40 protein-coding genes and 1 tRNA gene are annotated in these 21,987 nt (G+C 33.2%); 4 read left to right on the top strand and 37 right to left on the bottom strand.

Annotated elements, in window-relative coordinates; genetic code table 11:
• The 34 genes from FYJ58_RS12120 to FYJ58_RS11955 all read right to left on the bottom strand — a co-directional run bounded on the left by FYJ58_RS12120 (position 1) and on the right by FYJ58_RS11955 (position 17,800).
• Positions 1-903 (bottom strand): capsid protein, encoded by a 903-nt coding sequence (locus FYJ58_RS12120; RefSeq protein ID WP_154519988.1) that lies wholly within the window; start codon positions 901-903, stop codon positions 1-3.
• 18 nt (positions 904-921) lie between these two features.
• Positions 922-1,536 carry a hypothetical protein gene (locus FYJ58_RS12115; RefSeq protein WP_154519987.1) on the bottom strand — a complete coding sequence of 205 codons (615 nt, stop codon included), beginning with the start codon at positions 1,534-1,536 and terminating at the stop codon, positions 922-924.
• 181 nt (positions 1,537-1,717) lie between these two features.
• Complete coding sequence (locus FYJ58_RS12110) at positions 1,718-1,888, bottom strand: hypothetical protein (RefSeq protein ID WP_154519986.1); 171 nt, start codon at positions 1,886-1,888, stop codon at positions 1,718-1,720.
• Between the two features lie 4 nt (positions 1,889-1,892).
• Complete coding sequence (locus FYJ58_RS12105) at positions 1,893-3,485, bottom strand: phage minor capsid protein (protein WP_154519985.1); 1,593 nt, start codon at positions 3,483-3,485, stop codon at positions 1,893-1,895.
• Between the two features lie 4 nt (positions 3,486-3,489).
• Positions 3,490-3,708 carry a hypothetical protein gene (locus FYJ58_RS12100; protein WP_235912639.1) on the bottom strand — a complete coding sequence of 73 codons (219 nt, stop codon included), beginning with the start codon at positions 3,706-3,708 and terminating at the stop codon, positions 3,490-3,492.
• Entirely contained in the window at positions 3,686-5,191 is a 1,506-nt protein-coding gene (locus tag FYJ58_RS12095) for a capsid protein (RefSeq protein ID WP_328597852.1), read from the bottom strand. The genes FYJ58_RS12100 and FYJ58_RS12095 overlap by 23 nt, the downstream gene beginning before the upstream one ends.
• Complete coding sequence (locus tag FYJ58_RS12090) at positions 5,192-6,556, bottom strand: terminase (protein WP_154519984.1); 1,365 nt, start codon at positions 6,554-6,556, stop codon at positions 5,192-5,194. It lies immediately after the preceding gene.
• On the bottom strand, positions 6,553-7,128 hold the full coding sequence (locus tag FYJ58_RS12085; protein ID WP_328597851.1) for a terminase small subunit: 576 nt from the start codon (positions 7,126-7,128) through the stop codon (positions 6,553-6,555). Before FYJ58_RS12085 ends, FYJ58_RS12090 begins: the two co-directional genes overlap by 4 nt.
• Before the next feature lie 275 nt (positions 7,129-7,403).
• Positions 7,404-8,087: a hypothetical protein gene (locus tag FYJ58_RS12080; RefSeq protein WP_154519983.1), complete on the bottom strand. Its 684-nt coding sequence runs from the start codon at positions 8,085-8,087 to the stop codon at positions 7,404-7,406.
• A 136-nt stretch (positions 8,088-8,223) separates the two neighbouring features.
• Positions 8,224-8,294, bottom strand: a tRNA-Leu gene (locus tag FYJ58_RS12075).
• A 198-nt stretch (positions 8,295-8,492) separates the two neighbouring features.
• Positions 8,493-8,903, bottom strand: a complete 411-nt coding sequence (locus FYJ58_RS12070) for a sigma factor-like helix-turn-helix DNA-binding protein (RefSeq protein WP_154519982.1) — start codon at positions 8,901-8,903, stop codon at positions 8,493-8,495.
• A 94-nt stretch (positions 8,904-8,997) separates the two neighbouring features.
• Entirely contained in the window at positions 8,998-9,225 is a 228-nt protein-coding gene (locus tag FYJ58_RS12065; protein ID WP_154519981.1) for a hypothetical protein, read from the bottom strand.
• A 51-nt stretch (positions 9,226-9,276) separates the two neighbouring features.
• Positions 9,277-9,519: a hypothetical protein gene (locus FYJ58_RS12060; RefSeq protein WP_154519980.1), complete on the bottom strand. Its 243-nt coding sequence runs from the start codon at positions 9,517-9,519 to the stop codon at positions 9,277-9,279.
• Positions 9,520-10,350: a phosphoadenosine phosphosulfate reductase domain-containing protein gene (locus tag FYJ58_RS12055; RefSeq protein ID WP_154519979.1), complete on the bottom strand. Its 831-nt coding sequence runs from the start codon at positions 10,348-10,350 to the stop codon at positions 9,520-9,522. It lies immediately after the preceding gene.
• A gap of 68 nt (positions 10,351-10,418) precedes the next feature.
• Positions 10,419-10,637 (bottom strand): hypothetical protein, encoded by a 219-nt coding sequence (locus FYJ58_RS12050; RefSeq protein WP_154519978.1) that lies wholly within the window; start codon positions 10,635-10,637, stop codon positions 10,419-10,421.
• A 31-nt stretch (positions 10,638-10,668) separates the two neighbouring features.
• On the bottom strand, positions 10,669-11,019 hold the full coding sequence (locus tag FYJ58_RS12045; RefSeq protein WP_154519977.1) for a hypothetical protein: 351 nt from the start codon (positions 11,017-11,019) through the stop codon (positions 10,669-10,671).
• Entirely contained in the window at positions 11,016-11,201 is a 186-nt protein-coding gene (locus FYJ58_RS12040; protein ID WP_154519976.1) for a hypothetical protein, read from the bottom strand. The genes FYJ58_RS12045 and FYJ58_RS12040 overlap by 4 nt, the downstream gene beginning before the upstream one ends.
• Before the next feature lie 30 nt (positions 11,202-11,231).
• Positions 11,232-11,627, bottom strand: a complete 396-nt coding sequence (locus FYJ58_RS12035) for a beta-sandwich lipoprotein (RefSeq protein ID WP_154517972.1) — start codon at positions 11,625-11,627, stop codon at positions 11,232-11,234.
• A 28-nt stretch (positions 11,628-11,655) separates the two neighbouring features.
• Positions 11,656-11,841, bottom strand: coding sequence for a hypothetical protein (locus FYJ58_RS12030; RefSeq protein ID WP_154519975.1), 186 nt, complete (start codon positions 11,839-11,841; stop codon positions 11,656-11,658).
• A gap of 216 nt (positions 11,842-12,057) precedes the next feature.
• Positions 12,058-12,321 carry a hypothetical protein gene (locus FYJ58_RS12025; protein WP_154519974.1) on the bottom strand — a complete coding sequence of 88 codons (264 nt, stop codon included), beginning with the start codon at positions 12,319-12,321 and terminating at the stop codon, positions 12,058-12,060.
• On the bottom strand, positions 12,318-12,458 hold the full coding sequence (locus FYJ58_RS12020) for a hypothetical protein (protein WP_154519973.1): 141 nt from the start codon (positions 12,456-12,458) through the stop codon (positions 12,318-12,320). Before FYJ58_RS12020 ends, FYJ58_RS12025 begins: the two co-directional genes overlap by 4 nt.
• On the bottom strand, positions 12,451-13,005 hold the full coding sequence (locus tag FYJ58_RS12015; RefSeq protein WP_235912641.1) for a replicative helicase loader/inhibitor: 555 nt from the start codon (positions 13,003-13,005) through the stop codon (positions 12,451-12,453). The genes FYJ58_RS12020 and FYJ58_RS12015 overlap by 8 nt, the downstream gene beginning before the upstream one ends.
• On the bottom strand, positions 12,992-13,723 hold the full coding sequence (locus tag FYJ58_RS12010; protein WP_154519971.1) for a hypothetical protein: 732 nt from the start codon (positions 13,721-13,723) through the stop codon (positions 12,992-12,994). Before FYJ58_RS12010 ends, FYJ58_RS12015 begins: the two co-directional genes overlap by 14 nt.
• 7 nt (positions 13,724-13,730) lie before the next feature.
• Positions 13,731-14,048 (bottom strand): putative PDDEXK endonuclease, encoded by a 318-nt coding sequence (locus tag FYJ58_RS12005; protein ID WP_154519970.1) that lies wholly within the window; start codon positions 14,046-14,048, stop codon positions 13,731-13,733.
• A 94-nt stretch (positions 14,049-14,142) separates the two neighbouring features.
• Complete coding sequence (locus FYJ58_RS12000) at positions 14,143-14,769, bottom strand: putative HNHc nuclease (protein WP_154519969.1); 627 nt, start codon at positions 14,767-14,769, stop codon at positions 14,143-14,145.
• Between the two features lie 15 nt (positions 14,770-14,784).
• A complete protein-coding gene (locus FYJ58_RS11995; RefSeq protein WP_154519968.1) occupies positions 14,785-15,351 on the bottom strand; it encodes an ERF family protein in 567 nt (188 codons plus the stop codon).
• 9 nt (positions 15,352-15,360) lie between these two features.
• The gene (locus FYJ58_RS11990; protein WP_154519967.1) at positions 15,361-15,831 is read right to left on the bottom strand and encodes a siphovirus Gp157 family protein; all 471 of its coding nucleotides are present in this window, start codon (positions 15,829-15,831) and stop codon (positions 15,361-15,363) included.
• Positions 15,818-15,958, bottom strand: coding sequence for a hypothetical protein (locus tag FYJ58_RS11985; RefSeq protein WP_154519966.1), 141 nt, complete (start codon positions 15,956-15,958; stop codon positions 15,818-15,820). The genes FYJ58_RS11990 and FYJ58_RS11985 overlap by 14 nt, the downstream gene beginning before the upstream one ends.
• Positions 15,948-16,142 carry a hypothetical protein gene (locus FYJ58_RS11980; protein ID WP_154519965.1) on the bottom strand — a complete coding sequence of 65 codons (195 nt, stop codon included), beginning with the start codon at positions 16,140-16,142 and terminating at the stop codon, positions 15,948-15,950. The genes FYJ58_RS11985 and FYJ58_RS11980 overlap by 11 nt, the downstream gene beginning before the upstream one ends.
• A gap of 12 nt (positions 16,143-16,154) precedes the next feature.
• On the bottom strand, positions 16,155-16,328 hold the full coding sequence (locus FYJ58_RS11975) for a hypothetical protein (RefSeq protein WP_154519964.1): 174 nt from the start codon (positions 16,326-16,328) through the stop codon (positions 16,155-16,157).
• The gene (locus FYJ58_RS11970) at positions 16,321-16,464 is read right to left on the bottom strand and encodes a hypothetical protein (protein ID WP_154519963.1); all 144 of its coding nucleotides are present in this window, start codon (positions 16,462-16,464) and stop codon (positions 16,321-16,323) included. The genes FYJ58_RS11975 and FYJ58_RS11970 overlap by 8 nt, the downstream gene beginning before the upstream one ends.
• Before the next feature lie 14 nt (positions 16,465-16,478).
• Positions 16,479-17,183: an ORF6C domain-containing protein gene (locus FYJ58_RS11965; RefSeq protein WP_154519962.1), complete on the bottom strand. Its 705-nt coding sequence runs from the start codon at positions 17,181-17,183 to the stop codon at positions 16,479-16,481.
• Positions 17,184-17,245: 62 nt separating this feature from the next.
• A complete protein-coding gene (locus FYJ58_RS11960; RefSeq protein ID WP_154519961.1) occupies positions 17,246-17,533 on the bottom strand; it encodes a hypothetical protein in 288 nt (95 codons plus the stop codon).
• Between the two features lie 66 nt (positions 17,534-17,599).
• On the bottom strand, positions 17,600-17,800 hold the full coding sequence (locus FYJ58_RS11955) for a hypothetical protein (RefSeq protein WP_154519960.1): 201 nt from the start codon (positions 17,798-17,800) through the stop codon (positions 17,600-17,602).
• Between the two features lie 123 nt (positions 17,801-17,923).
• Between FYJ58_RS11955 and FYJ58_RS11950 the strand changes: the two genes are divergently transcribed.
• Positions 17,924-18,175 carry a hypothetical protein gene (locus tag FYJ58_RS11950; RefSeq protein ID WP_154519959.1) on the top strand — a complete coding sequence of 84 codons (252 nt, stop codon included), beginning with the start codon at positions 17,924-17,926 and terminating at the stop codon, positions 18,173-18,175.
• Here FYJ58_RS11950 and FYJ58_RS11945 read toward each other — a convergent pair.
• Complete coding sequence (locus FYJ58_RS11945) at positions 18,172-18,336, bottom strand: hypothetical protein (protein WP_154519958.1); 165 nt, start codon at positions 18,334-18,336, stop codon at positions 18,172-18,174. The genes FYJ58_RS11950 and FYJ58_RS11945 overlap by 4 nt on opposite strands.
• An 18-nt stretch (positions 18,337-18,354) precedes the next feature.
• On the bottom strand, positions 18,355-18,507 hold the full coding sequence (locus FYJ58_RS11940) for a hypothetical protein (protein ID WP_154519957.1): 153 nt from the start codon (positions 18,505-18,507) through the stop codon (positions 18,355-18,357).
• Between the two features lie 131 nt (positions 18,508-18,638).
• Between FYJ58_RS11940 and FYJ58_RS11935 the strand changes: the two genes are divergently transcribed.
• Positions 18,639-19,031 carry a helix-turn-helix domain-containing protein gene (locus tag FYJ58_RS11935; RefSeq protein ID WP_154519956.1) on the top strand — a complete coding sequence of 131 codons (393 nt, stop codon included), beginning with the start codon at positions 18,639-18,641 and terminating at the stop codon, positions 19,029-19,031.
• Positions 19,032-19,236: 205 nt separating this feature from the next.
• On the opposite strand, the gene FYJ58_RS11930 is transcribed toward FYJ58_RS11935, so the two are convergent.
• Positions 19,237-19,428, bottom strand: a complete 192-nt coding sequence (locus FYJ58_RS11930; RefSeq protein WP_154519955.1) for a helix-turn-helix domain-containing protein — start codon at positions 19,426-19,428, stop codon at positions 19,237-19,239.
• 210 nt (positions 19,429-19,638) lie between these two features.
• Between FYJ58_RS11930 and FYJ58_RS11925 the strand changes: the two genes are divergently transcribed.
• Positions 19,639-20,679, top strand: a complete 1,041-nt coding sequence (locus FYJ58_RS11925; RefSeq protein ID WP_154519954.1) for a type I restriction endonuclease — start codon at positions 19,639-19,641, stop codon at positions 20,677-20,679.
• A gap of 157 nt (positions 20,680-20,836) precedes the next feature.
• Positions 20,837-21,949: a tyrosine-type recombinase/integrase gene (locus FYJ58_RS11920; protein WP_154519953.1), complete on the top strand. Its 1,113-nt coding sequence runs from the start codon at positions 20,837-20,839 to the stop codon at positions 21,947-21,949.
• The last annotated feature ends 38 nt before the right edge of the window (positions 21,950-21,987 follow it).

Raw genomic sequence — 21,987 nt, 5'->3', positions numbered from 1 at the left:
TTATCCCTCACTTTCTGCATTAATTGCAATACCACAAGCTTTATTTTCAATTAAAAATGTGTCTGTATAATATCTGTTCTGATATACATACTTATCTGCAGTACGAGAATCGCTACCTGGTGTAAATAACTTCATATACGCATACTTATCTCTCGAAATAACACATGATGGATGAACTAAGATCATATTAATTTGCTTTGCATCATTAGCCGGCACACAACCATTTGTGAAGTTATACTTTGTTTTCATTCTTGCACTTGGAACTTTTACAAAGCTTACATCATCTAATGAATACACTCTTCGGTCAATTCCTCCTCCTGTTCTTGCGTCAATTGTTCTAGTAAGCTTGGAAGCATTTTTTATTAATGTATTCACAGCTGGAGTCAGATATAAAATACGTCCTTCGCTTGGCACTGCATTTTCGTCCATTCGTTCCATTTGCTGGTCAAACCAATCCAAGATATTGTCAACTGTCAATACTGTATTGTCAATCACTGCTCCTTTAGACTGATAATTTTTAGCTTCTGCATATAACTTCGAATAGCGATACGAATCTTTTTCTGGAATTGCCTGCTCTTCCTCGAATACATTTTGAATATTCGCCATCTCTAGGACAAGATTTGTTTCGTCAATATCCATTGGATCAATAGGAATTTCAATATCTCTGTCATGCTCTAATTTTTTTGGTTCCCAATCATTCGTAACAGTCCCCGTATTGAACCCTAACACATTTCTGTTATGGTCCTTATAGCCGGATACTGTCATTCTTGGTAATTTAATTGTTTGGGCATTGATAAATTTAATACTTGGATTTGACTGTGTTAAAGCAACAGAGGTCAATTCTCTTTCATATTTTTGTTGTAACTCTCTTTCAAATTGTTCTGCATAATCATATACTGACATAATTTAAAACCTTCTTTCTTATTTTTTGTTTCCAAAAGCAAATGCTAATAAGTCGCTTTGATTATTTTGTTGTTGTGTTCCACTTGCACCAACTTGCATAAATCCAGTTGCTTTTTCAGTACTTGGTTTCAGTGCTGGTACATCCTCTAATACTTTGTTTAAGGCTTCTTTTATAGTATCTTCATTTATTGTTCCATCTTCTTTCATAACGTTGCTAAAATCAGCCATTTTCATAAGATATGGAACTGTTTTTACATCAAGTCCTAATTCAATCGCTGATAAAATTGCCTTATTTTCGATTTGCGATTGTTGTAATGCTTGTTGTGCTTGAACTGCTTGTACTTGTATTTTCTCTACATCAGGTTGCTGTGCTGCCTTTTGCTCCTTAAAGGCAGAAATTGCTTGTTCCATCTCTTCTTTGCTAAGACCTTGTTGCTTGAAATACCCTTTCAAGACAGTATCCTCAGTTACATTTTGTTTTCCAGCTACAATACTGGCTAGTTTCTCATAATCAAACGATGGTGTTTGTGTCGATTGATTTGTTCCTTGCTGTTGCTGTGCCTGATTTTGTTGTTGCCCTTCTTCTCCTTGCTCTGCAAAGAATTGTAAATTTAAAGGTAATCTTTGTTTCATTTTTTATCGTTCCTTTCTATAAACAGTTTTTTCTGTGCTGTCTGCACTACAGTTTTACAGTGTGTCTCACGTAGTTTTGAGCCTTCGGGCATAAAAATAAGACGTCTATTTCAACGTCCTAATCATTATCATTCTTTTTTCTTTTCTGCATAAAAATACCACCTAGCTACCTACTAGGTGGTTAATTAAATATCATTTGCCTCTTACATTTATTGCACTGAAATGTATTTGTTTTTACTGCATCTCCAATCGGTTGCATTATCCCAACTTTGCAATGGGTACACAATACAATTTCTCCATTTCTTAACATCTTTAATCTTTCATGTGGCATTAAAGTTAAAGTATCTTTCATAAAATCACTCCCATTCTAAGTAATCATACTTGTTATCTATATGTTTTATTATACGTTCTTTAACTTTTTCTGTCAATTCTATTCCTTTATGTTTATACTCATTTGTAAAACATTCTAATTCTTGATTCTTTGAATTTGGCTTTCTAATTTTAGCATGTGTTGCTTCATGGATTAAAGTTAAGGTTGTTTCTTTTACTGTTCTAGTATTATCAGCATAGATATATATTTCATTATCCATAAAATAACCCATGATATCCTTTTCTATGTCTACCCCATAAAAAATCCGAACTGGTATATTGTTATCCTCCAAGTATTGCAACAATTCTTTTCCAATTTCAGACTTTCTCATCTCTTTTTTAATATTATGAGGCTTTATAACATCTTTTCCTTTTGACCTTGCATCTAATGTTGTAAAAATACCCTCATTGTCTTTATAACGTAGTTCTCTTTCTTTAAATGTATTAGTCTCATTACTATGAACTATTTCCCATGATTTGATTCTTTTTCTATATTTCTTTTTATTATCATCGTCTAAAGAAAATTCTTCTAGTCTCTCATACTTATCAACTTGACGTTTTGCATATTGTTTCCTTACTTCATTTTTTATATTTTTTTCAATCTCATTTATTTCTTTTTGAGTAAATCTTTCATCAGGCGGTGTACTGAAACCCTCAAAATAGGTAGTATGACTATCCTTGCAACGTGGGTGGTATAACCCTCTTGCGATTGCTTGGCTCATGAGAGGATAATTGCCATCTTTTGCACTTCCTCCGCTCCATACATCGTCAATCAATACCTTTCCTACAAATGGCAGACACTTAGGACAAGGATTTCCACGTTTATTCATAATAACCGTTGAAATTCCCCACTCTTTCCGCTTCTCTCCCTCCCCTGTCAAATAAGCACGTTTACAAGCGGTTTGGATTGCCATATAAGCATAATCTGCTACGGTATGCCTTGCACCATTCGAATACTCAATACAGTTAATACCACGGCTTAGAAAGTCCTTTGTTGCCATATCTACAGCCTTTTCATATGTAGCAGAGCCAGTATTTGCGTAGACTTGAGCATCAAAAATTATCTTCCTATATTGGTCTTCTGCCATTCTTAATATAGCATGTTCTGCTTTTTGAAAATCTCGCTTTGTTGCTCTTATCAATGCAGCCATTTTTCTATCATTTAATTTAAAAAACTCTCCATTTATTTCTGATTGAATATTCTTACGCAGAATTAAATCCATTATTTCTCTTATATTTTTACCTTTATACTTTTCAAATAGGTCTTTAAATGTTCTGGGTCGATATCCTTTCTTAATTGCTTCTAAAATAGCTTTCTCTTGGCTCATATTTCCTTCTTGCCTAGCCAAACTTATCAAACCATCTATTGATGCATTAATCCTTCTAAATCGACCTTTAAACTGTTTTCTGTTCGCTTTCTTATATTCTTCTAATGCTTGTAATTGCTTTACTTGCCACTGTTCCCAATTATATCCCAGTTCTGTTTCTTCCGCTCGATGTCGGTCAAGATTTCTTATCATCGAACGGATTAACTCATTTTCAATCCGTTCAAATGCTTTTCCTATATCGTACTCATTCATATGCTTACCTATTTGCCAACACTTTATATCCCTGTGATTTAAATTGCCGTGTTAATTCTTTTAACTGGGTGATACTTTTGCACTTATCATTCCTCAACTCCGCATATCCTTTCTTCTCAACTGCATAAATTCCAAATGCGACATTTTCACTTGCTATCTGCAATAATTTCTTATATTCTTTTTGATTCATCGGATATATTTTATTCATCACTATGACTTTCATCTATTTGCATTCCCTCCGTATTTAAGGCTGGTTCTTCCAATTCTGCAATACCTTGTTCTGCTTTTAAACGTTTGATTTCTTCTTGTTTACAGTGTTCATCTAAACTGTCTCCATATAATTCTTCTACAGAACGTTCAATGCTCATAATTCCACCCTGTTTTGCTTTTACTACTGTTTCTACTTGGCTTTCGAAAGATGGATTTGCATATTCACCAAATGGAATATTTACTTTTACCTCTTCTGTTGGTAGTTTAAGCAGCATATTATAAGCATTAATACAACATTCAACAACTTTCGGTAATGTTTCCTGCAAAGCCTCAATGATTGCATTTCTTGTATACAAGGTAGACTTTTCTTTTTCCCGCTGTGCCTCTGCATTGTCTAGTTTTTTCGTATCAATACCTAATGTAGAAGGAGAAATAACCCCCTGTAAGCAAAGGTCTAAAGCTGTAATATAAGAAGATAAATAACTATCATGAGGAATTATTGGCTGTTCCGTTTTTATTGTATTTTTTCCATCTTCATTTAAATTGTCATCACCAGCTATGAATCGATTATCAAACGGGTTTGGTTTCATTAATTGACCTGTTTCCATATTTCTAGGTATATAAGATTCTGGTATATAAGTTCTTGCCCTACCTGCTCTTATAGCATCCATCCATTGACTCCAAACTTCGTCAAATGCGTCAAAAGAATCTAATTTCCCATCAAATATACTTCCTCCTCTGCCTTCATACTTAGCACTTTCATATACTTGTAATGGAATTGCTAATAAAATATTTTTATCAAACTCCCAATCTCTTATATTCTTTGTTGCTTCGATAGAGTTAATTGGAATCAATGTATTACCTTTATATAATTCATTCTTAATCATGCCATAGCTGTAATACTCATGTAGTATATATTGTTGTTCTCTCTCCACATATGGAGTTTTAAATATAATACCTTTTAGTCGGTCATGTTCTCTTACTATTTCTATCCGTTCCCCTGAATACCATTCCAGAATAGGGTATTGACTAATAGAAGTATCTAACGTGATTTTAAATGCTCCATCACCAATATATAGAACTTCTTTTAAACACTTTTCTAATTTCTTCCGAAACTTATTTTCCTTTTCTATTTCTTTCCACAACATTTCCTGCTTTGGGTTTTCAAACTCAAATTCATTCATATCGGAAATGACGATACTATTCAAAATCCGAACAATTAAAGAGGGCAATCCTGTATGTATCTTTCGCATTTCCATACCAGGAGTACAACGAGATGCCCAAAACTTATATTTATCTGCGTATTCATTTGATTGCTGATATAATTGCTCTAATTCATTACTATCGCCACGATACCAAATACGATTACGAATCGCACTTAGCTCAAAATCCATAGTTTCACTGATTTGTATTGCATAAGGACCTGCTGGAGCAATATTTAACCAGTTTCGTATTCCTTTTTTTATTCCATCACTCAATTGTTTTGTCCACCTCACTTACTTATTTACCTCCTCAAATCCGATTATATTACGGTATGGTATCCACGCATACTGATTGGCATTAATCGTATGGTCGTTCATATCCTCTGGCTCATCCTTATCCTCTTTCCAGCTATAGGATTCCATCTCTCTTATATGCTCGATACATGCATCAACAATGAAATAACATTCTTGTTGCAACCATCCTAACTGAAATTTAATTCTATCTAATATAGTCACTTTCTTGTAAGAATCTATAAAATTATATAAACAACTATGCAATCGCTTGTATTTTTTTAATTCTGTTATTGTAGCTTGGTCTGCACAATCAACAAATACATCCTTCGAATATCCCCATCCTTTCCTACAGCATTCCAGAAATTCTATAAATTTTATTGCTGTATCAGATGGTGCTAGCGGTATACTTAAATCCTTGTTGCTGTATACTTTTTCTGCTAGGGTAATCAATTTTCTATCTTCTGTAATTCCTTGAAATATCATAGCGATTGTATCAGCACTTTTAGAAGAATAAGAAGTGTCTAAACCCGCTGTAAAACGTTTGAATTTTATTTTTCCTAGTTTAACTTGTTCTTTTACCCATTCTTCGCTTACAATGTGCTTCTTTCGATTGAAATTTGGAAATATTAAACCAGTTGCCCGCCCTCTAAGCCCTTGAATCTTATTTTTCCATAGCTTAGTCCCTACTGGTACATTTAACTTGATTTGCTCTATTTTGTCTTTACTTAACCCCAAATTATGTTCAAAAGAAAAGAACCAGTGTACCCAGTTAGGTTTTGGTTCTTCACATAACATTTCTAATAATTCAGTTGGAGTGTCTTTCTCATACTCTGGTAGCGGTCTACTGCAATTGATATACTCTTTGTATACATCAAGACTTGGGTCATCCGGATTTAAGGTTGCCATAAAATAATCACATCTCATAGAAGCCTCACGAACAAAGTCGATATCTGCTGTATTAATTTCATCTATATAAAGGCAGCCATATTGTCCACCTAATGCTTTTTGCCATTTCTTTTTGTCTCCATATCCCATTACATAGACAATTTTATCCCCATTATTTGTATGATAGACAATATGTGGGATTTTTTCATCTTTCGACCCATTACCATTATATTCTGTTAATACTCCAAAATCATCTATAATACCTAGGTCTTTATTGATAATATTTTTCTCGGCTGTTCCTGTATCCTTACTAGCAATAATATGATATTTTTTAGGCGATTGAGCAACCTTGAGGAAAAATTTAAAGATTCCTACTGTTGTCTTTCCGGCAGCAGTCGTTCCCTCTAAAAACTCAACAGGTGCATTACAACGGAGAAATGCCTTATATTTATCTGATAGAAGTAAACTTTCTTTGCTCATTTCTTACCATCACGCATTTGTTGTATTAAGTCATCCAACTTTGATTTTTCATTCTCTAATCCAGATACTTCCACCTTATCCTTGAACATTCCCAAATGTCGTCCCAATAGTTCCAATGCCTTTAGTCTATCGTACGTTTCCACAGCAATTCCAAACTTTGTTTCCTTGATTGCTGCAATTGCTGCTCTTTTTTCTTCCGGCAATTCCTTTGTTGGAATGAATTTTACTGTCTGGTATTTTTTTACCTGTCCTGTAGCCGGGTCCGTTACATAAGCCCCTTTTTTTATAATTGGCTCTTCTACAATCTGTGAAAAATCAGTACCATTTGCACTGGCTATCTTTCTTAGTTCCTCTAGCACCCAATCTTGTTTGATTTCTGTTCTTTTTTCTCTTGCTTTCATTCTTTGTTCTACATAACTTGCAACGTTAGCATTTGTTAGCAATCTACTGCCATTCGCTCTCGCTGTTTCATCTTTCTTACAGCTTTGATATGCCACCTTATAAGCTCTAGTAGCATTCAAATCTATCAAATACTCATCTGCAAATCGTTTCTGTTTTTCCGTTAATGCCACTAGGCTCACTCCTTTCTATTTCACATCCAGCTTGCACCTCTTATCCGGCACCTTTCCCATCCTCAAGCCCCCGTTGTAATTCCTACTGACTTCCTTACCACAATCTTTTTTGTATCGATAGTCAAGTGGACAGGCAATGCAGTCCCTTGGGAGGTTATCTACTACTACTTTCTTTATATTCATGTTATCATCTTCTTTCTATATTTTGTATTTTTATTCCGTTTGTTTTTGGGTAAAAGAAAAGAGCCTTGATGGCTCTCTATGTAAAATATTTCTTACATTCTTTTCAAAAACTCTTTTCTTTTATCTTCATATTCTTCTTCACTTATCATCTTAAGCTCTTTCAACCTTTTAATTTCTAACATTTTATACAATGTTTCATTTTCTTCTTTTTCTTCTTTATTTTCTTTTTTTAATAATGACAACTTATTATGAGCAATGAACACTTTATATATATTTATTGCAAAGTTCCTAATTTCAATCAATATTCTAAATGTAAATATTTCATATATCCAAATAAATACAAAACAAATGGTACTGTCTATCCAATAATCATTGCTAATTCCAAATTCAGTTGGTAATGTAGAAAGAATAATTATTAATATCGTATTTATTATAATGTTACTCAAATACAAAAAAACCACACCTAAAAATGACCGATTGGATGTTTCAAGCAAATTATTGTATTTGCTCATTTCCCAAACCATATCATCATTAAGCAAAGCTTGAAACAAAGCGTATGCCGTAAAAATCATTGCTATAATTGCCAACGAAACACTATTAAACGTACTAGCGGTAGTTTTTAGTATTTCTATGGTATCTTTGCTAAAACAAGTTATTATAGACAATACCAAAGATATAGCTCCACTCAGTCCCCATTGCCATCTCGATGAACCCTCAAATTTCACTTCGTTCAATGCAATTTTTACATATTTAAATTTATTCTTTCTTTCTTGCATCTTTCTCCCTCTTCTTCTGAAGATACTTTTCATAACTTACTATGTTATCTGTCTTTACATTTAAAGATTCAATATTCTTACAATGCTCATACACCTCTCTAAATGCTTTTTTTAATTCACCCTTTATTCCAGGAACTGCCCAGAACTGGAATCGAACCAGTGCAAACGATGACTTAGTCTCTGCTCTACCGACTGAGCTATCTGGGCTTATCGTGTCCTAACCGAATCAGTTTCAAGCAGGACACTGATTTATTTTGAAAGGAGGTACGTATATTATATCAATCCGCCTACTACCTACATCGGTAGCAAGCGGAAATGTTGGTGGGATACTAAAACTTGTAACGTTAAACGAATATGTTCTACTCGTTCTATTATAATTATAGCATACCTTTTTGTTTAATGGGTTTAATCTTTTATAAATTCAGAGATTTTTTGTGAAATTCTTCCCTTTGTATAACCAAGTAATTCCCCTATCTCTTGTAATGTCTTTCCTTCAATAAATTTATATCGAAATATAATCTTCGTTTGAAAATCAGTTATATCCTCTATGTATTTCTCTATTTCCTGTTTTTTTTGAACCAATTTCGTCCTTTCGTACTTCATTTTAAGTATTTTTTTACTGCTTTTATCCATTTGAACAGGTTCATACATCTCCACGCTCACGTGATTTTGTATGTATGGATGTTCTTTCATAGAACTTTTTACCTTTCCTTTTACAATTTCTATTTCTCTTTTCTCTTCATTTCCTATTTCACGTTCCAACCTTTTAATTATATTGCATATTCTTTGGTAATCTTTCAGTTCTTCTCGTGTCAATTTTTTAACTCCTTTCTCTTGACTTGGAATATTGTTCCAACTATAATAGAACCTGTAATCAAAATTATGTTATTATAGAGATTGGCAAGGCAGGTTATTCCTCCTTGCCTTTCTCATACTCTTCAAGACTTTTTTCTTCCAGTAAATTCAAATAGTAATTATAATCTCTTGAACTCAACATTCTTAATCCTACGGGATTCTCTCCATAGTGCAGTATGTCCTGTCTATATACCTTAACCAATTCCTCTAACGTGGTTCCCTCAGCTTGCTTTTCTAATTCCCAATACTTGTGTAATTCTCTGATTAATATTTTTGTATCCATAGATTCTCCTTAACCTTTTTTCTTATAGTTTTTGTAAGAATCTATTTTTTATTAATATTTTTTAGCTCTTTCGATTGCATCCTCTAACGAGACACCTTCCACCAACAATTGATACACCATATTAAGTCTTAATACATAGGTATTATAAGTACTTCCCTTGATAGTAGGTTTCAGTTCTTTTCTTACTCGAATTGCAACCTCTTTTCCAAAATGTTGAGTTATTTTATACAATAATTCTTTTTCTTGTTTTTTATTGTGTTTAGTTTTTTGTAATATTCCAATAAGTCTCATCATCTAATCTCCTTTTTTGGGATTAGTTTCTGTTGTTTCTTTTTCTTTTATTCCTTTTTCTTTTTCCTCTATATCATCTATATCTAAACATTGATTCCATAGCTCTTGTAGTCCTACTTTTTTCTTCCACGTGTGAGAAAGCTTTATTTCTGCTTCAATGAAAGGTTTTATTTTTTCTGGATACCTCTTCATATTTTCTATTGCATGCTCATTGCTCATGAACATGCATGCCATACAAGAACACCTACCTAAGTACTCATAACAAAAATGAGGTTCTAATTTTAATTCTTTTCCTTGCTCGAACATTTTTCCCTTTTCGTAATCCAGGCAAGGTCTGTACCAGTGACATGTAAAATCAGCTACTCTTTTTGTTTTTAATGTCGTTGAATGGTATTCTAGTTCAGGGAGTTTTGCTCTCCCTCTACTCTCGTCCCTACGTTCTCCAGTAACAAATAAACATTTCTTACCCAATAACTGACGATTTGCTCTAATCCATTTGTCCGTTATTCCTGTCTTTAAATATGCTGTACACCATCGGTTTTTCATGTCTGGCCATTTAAATCGCTCCTCTAACAAAAGCTTCAAAAACCCTTTTGGATGTTGTAGTAATACTGGTTTCACACCAATAAACTTGGCTGTTTTGTAAAACATTTGAATATTCTCTGGATATTCGAACCCAGTATCACAATACAATAAATAAATCTTATTTCTATCAAAATGTTTTAATGCCCAGTATAATGCCCCTGTGCTATCTATTCCATTGCTGTAACTAACTATTATACTTGTATAATCACTTTGTAATCCTTCTGGTACTTCTATTTTTGTCCTCGCCATTTTCTATACGGAGTAAAGACGTCTTTTCTTCCCGGGAAAACCTCTTACTCCTTTCTACTAATTTCTGTTTATCGGGTTAGATTCTGGTTAAAACTCATTTCTTTATGTTCACAAGCAAAACCTATCATACCCTTTGCACTCATTTTAAAAGACATATCTGTTTTCTTCTTTTCCGAAAATTCCTTATCTGTTTCATAAAGAGTAACAATACCTTTTCTTCCATACATAACATAGTATTGTCCAGTTTTATTATTGGTTGCTGTTCCTATCCATTTGAATCCTCTCATGTGCCACCTCCTCAAATCCTTATATTTCTGTTTAATCAACATACTTGTTAATAATTTCAATCACTTCTGACAGTTTTACATAACTGTCAATCTCTCTATCTCCTAAATACACGGGACAATCTTCTTGTTTGGCACAATCTTCAAGTTCAGTAATTATCTCTGAAACATATCTGTTCTTGCATCCATCGCACGTCTTTTTGTTACATTTATAAGTGTGGATGTATTCTTTGCACTCTTTATCTTTCACAGTTTTTGCTCCTTGCAAATAGTTGGCAACTTTTTCAAGGAGCTCTTGTGTTCCTTCTACTTCCCTGTGAAATGGCGATTCTCTGTATATGCCAGCATACAGTCGCAACTCTTTAATTAATTCTTCTCTTGTCATTTTTTACTCCTTTCTACTAACTTTGGTATTTGTTTTGTTAGTGACGATATTGCAATTGTAAGTGCCTGCCCAAATTCACAATCAACATCATCAAAGCCACCTACGTATATTCCATCAACCTTTTTTGCTGTTTTGGGATAGTTTTTCTTTAAGATTTCTATTGCTTCTTCTTGATTCATCATTATCTCCTCATACTGTTCTGGTAACGGTTTTTAATCATGTTCTGTAATTGTAATCGGTACAATTGATTCCGGAATATAATTTACTTGATATTTGTACTTGTTGACTTTCGCTCCACCCAAATCTTCAATAATATACATAGTATTTTCGTTCAATCCGACTATATGTCGCTTATATGTTCCATCTTCCATTTCAACTACCAAAGTAACCTGACTGTCAGACGAATCTTCTCTGCTGAAAGCACCAATCATTTCAAATTCGACCTTATCAGTCCTTGTGTTAATTACTGCAAATCTTCTTAAAACATTAAAGTTCTCAGCCTCTTGTTTCATGTTGTATGTAACTCTCTCTGATTCTGTACAGGCAGTAAGTGATAATATCAATATTCCGCTTATTAATCCTTTCAATAGTTTCTTATTTACCTTCATTTCTTTCCCTACCTTTCTTTTAAAACAATTACAAGTCCCTGTTTCCTGATTCTCTCCTTATTTCATACTCGATTTTCTGCAAAATATCATAGTCGGTCTGATTTTTTGCTTGAAAAATAGAGCTATATGTCGTGGATGTGCAAAATCCAAGCCGTAGCATTTTATCTAAGGCTTCTCTTTGCTCCTTCGTACAGGTTATTTTTATTTTATCCATTCTCTTCTCTCCACTGTTTTTGGAATATTTTTTGCTCTATGTTGTTATAATCTTCTTTCGTTCGCTCTCTCTGTGAAAACGCATAAAACCCCTTCTGATTTGGTTTTACTTCTTCTTAATTAATACCTTCTTTTACAATCTGCTCAATTGTAATATCCTGTAGCCTCTCGGCTCTAACATCCATAACCTTAAGCCAGATACGTGCCGCCCCTTTCTTTAATCTTCTTCCCAACGTATTTGATACACGCAATAAATTTTTCCGTCTTTTTTATATCCTCTTTCTCTAGTGTACTTTCTTCCGTTCATTCTCAACATTGCTACCGTATTTATTCTTTTAGGAAAACTAACTTTTACATACGGCACATTTCCAAATAGCATCTTTTCATTTGTTGCTATAACGTATTCGTTTGCCCCTAACTCTTTCATAAGCAAATCGGTTTTTTTATATAAATCTTCCCAATCCAAATCATCTATTTTCATTTCTTACCATTCCTTTCATCCTCCAAAATAATTACAATATCATGTCCCTGTTGCCGGATTCTCTCCTTGGCAGCTTCACGTATCCCATCCCAGTCTTTTAACAGTTCTCTTTTAACTTGTTTAATATGTCTATCCATCGTTCTCTCCACATTTTTCATTCTGCAATAACTTTTGTTCTGTCTGATGTATTAAGCTATATAATCTCTGCTTTTCTTCTTTTAGCCCTAGAGATAATTGTGCTTCTCTCTTGCTACGATTTACAATCTGCTCATATATCATTCGAAAATTTGCACGATCCGCTACAATGTTTTCCGACAAACAGATATTTTTCCAGCCTAAGCGTTTCACACAAATTTTTGTCGTTTCATCCATGCGTTTTAACGCCTCTTCCTCTTGATACATTCCACAACTTCGAATCGCTTTTTCTACCTGCTCCCAACCCTCACCCCAATCGGGTACTTTTCCAATTGCAATATTAGCACACTGCTCCCTAATCTCCGCAATCGAAGGTGGAAAACGATTTGTACTAATATGCTCTTTTATTGCTGTCATACACACAACATAGTCAAGGTCTGATAACATGGTATACCAAATTTCTTTGGAACGTTTATCTGGCATTAAATTAGCATTTGGATACGCTGCCTTAATTGCGGAGGCTATTGTAGCAAATTCAGTTACATTCATGTTCACTCACCCACTCCTTCATGTCGTCATAAAAGTCCTCTGTTTTCTGTTTTCCAGAAGCAAATCTTTTCTCCTTTAACTCGAAAATCCCTTTCCAGTTATTCATAATCGACTGATTTAATATTTCTATCTTTTCTTCTTCCACCTCTGTCATTTTATTTAATTTTTTTAACATTAACTCAATCGCATGTTCTGTCATAGGTGCTTTCATAGATTTTCTGTGTGCAAGAAAAGCTAAGATAGCATTATTAAGCGGTTCACTCTCACAAAACTTTTCTGGAAGTACTTTAGTACTTCTCTTTTTAGTTTTGTTTTTGTTTTGTTTATGTTTATATATGTCTACGCTTTCTACTACTCCTTTTACTTCGTTTTCTACTACTCTTTCTACTTCGCTTTCTACTTCGTTTTGTACTACGTTTTTGAAAGTACAAGTTGCAACAAGCGAAATCATTTTATACTTATTAGGACTTCCCTTTTTCCCTTTTTGATACTCAACTAACCCTGCTTTAATGAGTTCGTCCCTCGTCTTAATTAATGTAGCTTCACGACTCATTTGCATGGCTGCCATCAAACGCAGGTTATCTACTGTCACCCACTCACTCCATCCTGCTCGATTACAGATAGCCATTAATTTATACCATAGTAATTGTGCTGAAATTGGCAAGTAGTGAGTTTCGAGCCATTGCTCAAAGGCAATTATTTCTTTCATGTAATTCATGTCGCACCTACTTTTCCATGAATTTTTGATACATCTCAATCCAATCATCTAACCGCATGGTTACCAGCCATTTTTTTCGGTTCTTCCGATGGATGACGGTTGGTATTTCGCCTTTCCTTGCATCAAAACATGATTGGTTGATTGCATTTTCTATATTTAATTTTTCAACTCTTTTACATTCGATATGGATTCCAGGCAAGCCAACAACATCTGCATCTCCATTCGCTCCACAATATTGCTGCCCTCTTCTTGTTTGATACCCTTTTTCTTTTAGATAATTTGCAAGCTCCCTTTCGCCTGCCGCTCCTTTTTCTCTGCTGTTCATAATTCTCCTTTTTCCCCTACCTCAATTCGAGGTAGGGTTGTACGAATTAGTAATAGTGTGAGTAGTTACTTATCCGTTAAACTTGGTTAATCAGTTACGCTGGCATTACAATGCCATATACTTTGTATTTATCTTCAAACACATCCCTTCCTATCGTATGACATTCGGTATGATGTGCCCTACAAAGACATATTTTTCGATTCTTAGAATCATCATAGTGTTTTCTATCATTTCCCATTCCGATGGCATCCCAATGATGAACTTCTCCTTTTTGTCCGCAGATAGCACATCGTTTATGTTTGATACACTGGAACAGATATCTTCCGATATCATCGGTTCGATTCAATGCTAAATCCGTTAATTGGACACCTTCTTCTAAGGCATATTCAAGAATCGTATTGATAAATTCTCTTGCTACTGTCATGGAACAATTGGACAAGCTGAAATACTGGCATCCGGTTCGTTCGATATGTAAATACTTAAGCCATTCTTTCTGTTCCTCCGGAAGATAGCCGGTATACTCGGAGATATCCCTTATCGTTGCATATGCTTTCTTACGCTGCTCCGCACTAATGTGTCTACCATCATCCAGCCATAAACCACACTGGTGGACATGTTTGCTTTCTATGGTTTCCTGGTAGTTCTTGTTGGGAATATGTATCACAAGGCTTGTCCCAGTTTCGTCAATTCTATATTGCTGCAATTGAGCTAATTCATACAATGATATCACCTGAACTTATACCATTTTTCTTTTTTTTGTTTCACAACTTTTCAAAGCGTTAATTGCTTCTTCTAATTCACTTCCAGTCATATCTTCTACCTTTGTCTTTCTAGCTTTTTCTGTAAAATAATGCCACGACTTTCCAGTTCTGCTAATTTCATCACTGAATTGTTTTCTTAATGATTCTATATCACATTTTTTACTATCTGCGTCTTTGCTATCATCAATACAAAACAATCCATTCAGTGCATATTTTCTGGCATAACTGCTTGTTGAACCTGTTATTTGAGAAGAATCAGACTTTTTCTTTTCAAGTTCTTCTCTTGCATAAGCTGTTGTACTAATTTCTTCTGCTGTTTCACAATCCAATAAACGTGCAGTTGCTTTTATATAATAACGTTCACCTATCTGTATTACTTCATCACTTAAAACCAAAGCAGTATTTTGTTTTTCTAACAATGGTTTCAATGCCTCTTGAATATCTTCACAGCTTCGATAATAATATCCGCCAAATTCACTATAATGTTCTTTTGGTGCTTTTAACCCTACCTGTATACACAACAATTTGCTATAAATACTCATACGATACCTCTATTTAATTTGAATGTTTTTCTTTTCTACTAATCGCACTCCGTTTAAAGGCAACCCATTTTTAAGCGCTATTTTTACTGCTGTCTTGTCCACCTCTGGCTCTTTGTACCTTAAGTAGTCGTCCTCCAACTGTTTCCAGTCCTTCACTTCAACGGATTCGCTTTTTTTCCAAGAAATAGCAACTTTTTCTGTTTTAAATTTTTCTCCCTGTAAGGCATTGGTTAGATACTTCTTTAACTGTTCTGCTTTATTTTCAGCAGCTTTTTGCCGTTTTGCAAAGGAATCTTTTTCTTCCTTTAATGCTTTTCCTTCTGCTATTAAATCTTTTATCCAGCAAGCAATTCCTTCAATTTTTTTATCTCTTTCCATGACCAATGCATCTAACTTTTCCCAATTTAATAGTTCTCCTGTTTCCTCATCTACTTCGTCCATACAGTTTAATATTTCCGCATTAATTTCATATAAATTCATACTCTTTTTCCTCCTTAAAATTGACCTCTTCTTCTATATAAGCAAGAGCCTGTCTTTTTCTTAGCTTTGATTGGTTTCTTTGTTCTATTTCTTCTTGCTCTGATAGTTCAATCCATTCATTCATCATTTGCACTTTCTTCCTCTTTCAAATATACAAATCCGCTTTTTGATTCACTTTCTGTATCGTTTGAAATTTCGTAGGCACGTTTGATTGTGTGATACTCTCCAATATGTTCATAATTTCTAGAAGTAACTACTTTCGCATTTGGATTACATTTTATTAGTAATAATATTAATTCATATACTGTCATGTTTCTCCTCCTTTATCCTTGCAATCTCCTCAAAAATCTGTTATTCTGAACTTGTGATTTATTTTCCGTTTGCTCACCAAGTATTTGCGGTACTGGTGAGCATTTTTTATTTTCATAATTCACTTTGCTTGGTTTCTTTCCCAGCAGTACAGAACAACGCTTTGTTTTGTTGTATCTTTTACTCATCTGTGTTTCCTCCTATTTCTTCAATCTCAAATACTACTTTTTTCACTTCAATATCTTCCAATACCCTCGCTATTTCTATTCTGTATTTTGCTTCTAGTCGATTGGGTACATAATAGCTAATTGTTACTTTTTTCATTTACTCACCCCTTCCTAAGCTATATTTAATTGATTATTACAATCTTGTATTGCTAATTTCGTATTATTGCAAGGTTCCCATTTCGTTGCATAATTAATAGCTTCATAATATTTCATTCTTGGAATGTTGTTTCTTGAATTTACATGGAAATAATCTTGCACATCTCGATTACATTCACTGAATACTTTCTTGCTAATCTTTTTGTAGGCATTGGAATTTTTTCCACCTAATGCTTTTACCACAGTAGAATTAACTACTTTTTTTAATTCCTGTTGCTGTCCATAATCGAGATTCATTGTGGTTTCAAGCTTTGAAATGCGTTCCTCATGCTCATCGTACATTTCTAACTGCATACGCATGATTTCTCTGTCAGTAAGTTGTCTTTTTGGTTTTTGAAAATAATTGTCCACCAAATACTCATATACTTCCCAGGCCTTGTCTGTATTAAGAGATTTTGCGTGAAGTAATGCTCCTTTTTCTGTCCAAAGATATAAAGTTTTTGCATTTTTTAATGAACCTAAATCAATTTGAGTTTGGTTAATAAACTCCCTTTTTTCTACACCCTCTAAAGCGATATAGTGTTTCCCTAATACATATCTCTCTTTGTTACGATTAAAATTATTAGTAATCACTTGTGTATCTGTTCCATACTCCTCTGCCAACTGTTGCGTTGTTAGTACTCTTATATCTTTGTATTCTGTAATTGTTAGTTCATTCACTTTATCTACCTCCTTATATGCTCTCTTCCATTTTGTATTGAAGTACCACCCATTCCATGTTGTTATCCTTTCCAGTTTTCTTTTGTCTTTTTAACTAGATACTGCTCAAATTTGTCCGGGTTGCACATCCATGAGGCGGTTTTGCCGGCTCCTGTTTTATAGGCAGGTGAATCAGCACATTTACATAATCTATTTACCTGTGCTTCACTTATATGGAAGCAATGAGCAAGTTCTTCCTTGTTCATTGCTCTTTTAGGTACAACACTGCTTTTCATAATTTTGATTGTATCAAGCATTAGTTCCTTTAATTCTTCTACTTCTTTTTGAAGTTCTTTCAGTTCTATGCTCAATTTATTACTCCTTTCTTTATCTGTTATATCTTGTTAATCTTCTCTATTCTATATATATGGTTGTCATTACTGTTTTCCATCAAAGGATAATGGATAATTTCCAGATTGAGCTACTTGTTGAATGACTTGTAGCTCTTCTTTTGTTAATTCACTTGAAAGTTCTTTCGTTAATTCTTCTATCGAACCAGTCATCTGAACGATATCATACAGAAGTCTTGACACTTCCTTTACTCCTGTTATATGTCTCAATATTTCCCATCTTGTCATTCTTTCCTGTTCTCCTTTCTAGGCTGTTTCCCTTGGTGTTCCTTGTTAATCTTCTCCATTCCTTGTATAATGTATCTACAGGACACTGGCATGTCCGAGTATATAGGAAGGGAATGGTTTAGTATGTCAGAATTAAATATGTCTGCGATTGACCTTTTTAAATTGCATGAATCAGAAGCTATTAAAACAACAATCAATGGAATTGATACAAAAGTTTTAAAGCTTTCAGATTCATCTGGAAATTATCTTGCTATACCAGCCACAGATAAGAATCTATCCAAAATCTGTGGAAAGATAGTGTTAGACTATTTAATTAATCGTGTTACTTATGACACATATAATGGTAAAGTTGTCATTATAAAAGCTTATTATTAGTTCTTTTCAGGAGGCATTATTTTACTAGCCATTTGTGCAAATTTTAATGCCTCTTCAAAATCCTCTTTTGTTTTGCAATCTGCTTCAATATGTATACAGCCAATCCCTTCACTGTTTACAAAGTCAAATCTTACATTTTTAACCAATTTATTCTTTCTCATATTCCTTAATCTTCCTTTCTATGCTGTTTGTCTGGGGGTATTTGTATCTTTAAAAATTACTTTTCCAATTAAAATCCCTTTTTTTAAAGTTTCTCTTTCTTCAGGTGAAAGTTGTGCTAATAATTTAGCCATTTCAACAAGTTCATCTTTTTCTTTTTTTAAGTTTTTCATGTTTTTTCTCCTTTCTTTGTTTGTTAAGGACATTATATCACTTGTTTTAGTCCTTGTCAAACTATTTTTGAATATTTTTGTCCTTGACAAACATTTCTTTATTTGTTACTATCATTTTAGGAGGCGAAAATATGAATGATACCAACAATATAATAGAAAGAATAAAAAAACTAAGAAGTAAAGAATTCTTTAATTTGAATCAAAATGAATTTGCTAATCGCATCGGAATTTCACGTTCTAATTTAGCAAATATAGAAACAGGAAAAGTAAAACTAACTGATAGAGTAGCAAAAGATATTTGCAAAGAATTTAAGATAAACTATCTTTGGCTAATGGAGGGTGAAGGTGAACCAATTAAGGAAATATCAATAGAAATCTTTGACGAAATAAAGAAGGCATACGATTTAAGTAATGATGATGTTACTATCTTAAAAGAATATTCTTCATTGGACAAAAATCATAGAGAACGATTAAAAAATTATATAAAAGCTCTAATATATGTAGAAAAAAAAGAAGAAGGTTAATCCCCTCTTCCAACTAGTAAATCATCCAAGTAACTATAAATTCTTTTTAATGTTTTATTATTAAATTTTACTAGTAACTTGTTTATTAATCTTATGTATTCTTCATTTGTCATTTTATGTACCTCCCAATGCAGAACATTTGTTTGCACACACCTGTAATTATAATACCACATCATCAGGTAATATGCAAACATATATTCTATTTTTATATTATGAAGATGTCTCTTGGGTCAGCACCTAAGGCTTTACATATTTTTAAACCAGCTTCCATTGAAATGCCGGCTGTTTTGTCTTTCATGAGCCGGCTAATCGTAGACTTGCTGACTCCAGACTTAATGGAAACTTGTCTTACTGTTAAGTCCCTTGCCCAAATGGCTTCTTCTAATCTATTTATCATACCAGTCACACTCGTTTCTTTTTTGTGATTAGTATGTACACTCTTTGTAAATTCATAAGCTTATTTGTTTACAGGAAGATTATACCACATAAGCTGTTTCACAGGTTGAACACTTTTTACATCGTTCGACAAGGTTCTCCAAAAACGTCATGGTTAAAATGTTAAAACAAGTTACAATAAAATATTAATTATTTTTAAGGAGGGAACTTTATGGATTTTAAAGAAAAAATTAATATGTTTTCTGACAGAATTTCCAAAGTAAAAGATACACTATTAACAGAAGAGGCAACTAAAACTTCTCTAGTTTTACCATTTTTTCAACTTTTAGGATATGATGTGTTCAATCCTTTTGAATTTGTTCCAGAATACACTGCAGATACTGGGACAAAAAAAGGTGAAAAAGTAGACTATGCCATCCTAAAAAATACCGAACCTATAATGTTAATTGAAGTAAAGGCGTCTAATATAGATTTAAATGCCAAACATATTAACCAATTATTTCGTTATTTTACCGTAACAAAAGCCAAATTTGGTATATTGACCAATGGTATTGTCTATAAATTTTTTTCCGATTTAGAAGAAACAAACAAAATGGATACATCTCCATTTTTAGAATTAAATCTTTTAAATTTAAAAAATAGTGCAATTAATGAACTAGTAAGATTCCAAAAAGAGGCATTTGATTTAAAAGGAATTTTAGATAGTGCTTCTGAACTTAAATATACAGCAATGGTAAAAAAGGCTATAGACGAACAATTTCAAAACCCAACCGACCAGTTTGTAAAAGCCATAATTTCCAAAGGTGTGTATAGTGGAGTAAAAACTCAATCAATAATAGATAAATTTAGAGATATTATAAAGACTTCCTATAATGAATATATAAATGAAACAGTAAATGAACGATTAAAAAATGCTATTAATAATACTTCTTCTATAACAAAAGAATCCGAAAAAGTTATTTTAGAATGTTCCCAAGAAGAATTAGAAGTTTTAGACTATATAAAAAAATTGATAGCCTCTAAAGAAAAAATCAGTTATAAAAAAACTTGTAATTATGCTTATATGCAAATTGGAGATAATAGCAAAAAATGGATTTGTCGTGTTTACATAAGAAACTCAAATAACTTGTTTGTACTTCATAAATTCGATAATACAGACTATGAGCATGAATATTATTTTGACGAGGTTCAACAACTGGAACAAATCAAAGATTTAATTTTGCAAGTTTTTAATTTTTGTTTAGCATTATAATAAAAACCGCCCTTGCTACCAACAAGAGCGGTCTAAAGATTACTACTAACAAGGTGTTAGATATAATCTACCTGAACAGTATGATTGTATCATTTGCAGCACCTCATTTCAAGTAGGTGTTATTTTTATACCTATTTTGTGAAAGGGGAATGAAACAATGAAAAAACGAAAAGACGGCAGATATGCCAAGCAGGTAACTGTCGGAATAAAAGATGGTAAGCCAATAAAAAAGACTGTATATGGGAAGACAATTAAAGAGGTTGAAAAGAATTACCGGGATATAATGTTACTAATCGACAAAGGTGTAGTGCTTGATAGAAATAATATCACATTGGCTGAACTATGGGAAGAATGGTTTCGAATCAAAAAAAATAATACCATACAAGAGCAAAGTAAGGATAGATACAAAAGATTATACAACATTATAATTCCTACAATTGGAGAAATGAAAGTAAAAAAGGTAACTTCTTACACCGTCGAATCACTCCTTGAACCATATATCAGTAGTAAAAAGACTGCAACTGCAAAAGATATTCTTGCAACATTAAAATCGCTATTCGATTATGCTATTAAGAATGATATAGTATATAAAAATCCATGTGCGGATTTAATAGTAAGACATATTCCGGAAAAGCGTAGAGCTTTGACAGAATTTGAAAAGATTTTAATCGAAAAAGCAACCATTCCAGAAAAAGAGAATGCTTTTATAAATATATTACGCTATACAGGAATGCGAAGAAATGAAGTACTTGCCCTGCAAAAAAAAGATATTGATTTAAATAATAGTATAATACACATACATAAAACATTAGTAGTAAAGAACGGAAAAACTGTAATACAGTATTATACTAAAACAGAAAGCGGTGTAAGAACCATTCCTATATTCGAACCATTGTTTCCAGTATTGCGAGAATATATAGCAAACAAAAACAATGAAGATATGCTATTTTTAAACCAAAAAGGAAACTATATGAATTCTCAAAATGTATTTGACTTTATGAAAAAAATCAAAAAAACTGTTGGATTAAGTGATGATGTAACCTGCCACACGTTCCGTCATACTTTTATCTCTGAATGTTACGAAGCCGGTGTTGATGTAATCCGGCTCCAGCAATGGGTTGGTCACTCTGATATTTCTACAACATTGGGAATATATACACATTTAGAGAAAGAAAAATTAGAAAATGGAAATATTATGAATGAATTTTACAACAGAAATCGGAAGTCAAACGGAAGTCAAAACACATTTAACAGTCGAAAAATCCTTTAAAATATGGGGTTTTTTGACTGACTTATAGTTCGCTTACA

The organism is Velocimicrobium porci (assembly GCF_009696045.1).
GTDB lineage: Bacteria > Bacillota > Clostridia > Lachnospirales > Lachnospiraceae > Velocimicrobium > Velocimicrobium porci.
The sequence above is the reverse complement of the archived record's forward strand: the minus strand, read 5'-3'. Positions and strand labels throughout refer to the sequence as shown.